We start from the raw sequence: 275 nt of genomic DNA, 5'->3' as shown, positions 1-275 counted from the left end.
CTGGCTTTCCTGCTGTCCTTGCGCAAATCCGTCGCGTCTCCTGCAACGGAGTTGCCGGCATCTCCGCCCGTTGCTTCTCCGCCGCCATTGCCCCTGCCAGCCCCGGCGGCGGTCAACGAGATCGCGCTGCTGCGCTCCGAAATCTTAGGCCTGCGGGACCGGCTTCGGGTTCATGTGATGGAAACGCGGCAACCGCGGCGCTGAAGCACCCATTTCCTTGCAAATTTGATATTGCCTTGCCGCTTTCCGACAGGATAGGGCGTTAGCGGGCATTT

General features: G+C 61.8%; 1 pseudogene. It reads left to right on the top strand.

Annotation, left to right across the window (positions count from 1 at the left end):
• A pseudogene (locus EOD29_RS36610) lies at positions 1-204 on the top strand (succinoglycan biosynthesis protein exop); the annotation flags it as partial.
• Positions 205-275 lie beyond the last annotated feature (71 nt).

The sequence above is a fragment of the Mesorhizobium sp. M1A.T.Ca.IN.004.03.1.1 genome (genome assembly GCF_003997555.1).
GTDB lineage: Bacteria > Pseudomonadota > Alphaproteobacteria > Rhizobiales > Rhizobiaceae > Mesorhizobium.
Note: the sequence above shows the minus strand (reverse complement) of the source record. Positions and strands in the feature narration are given on the sequence as shown.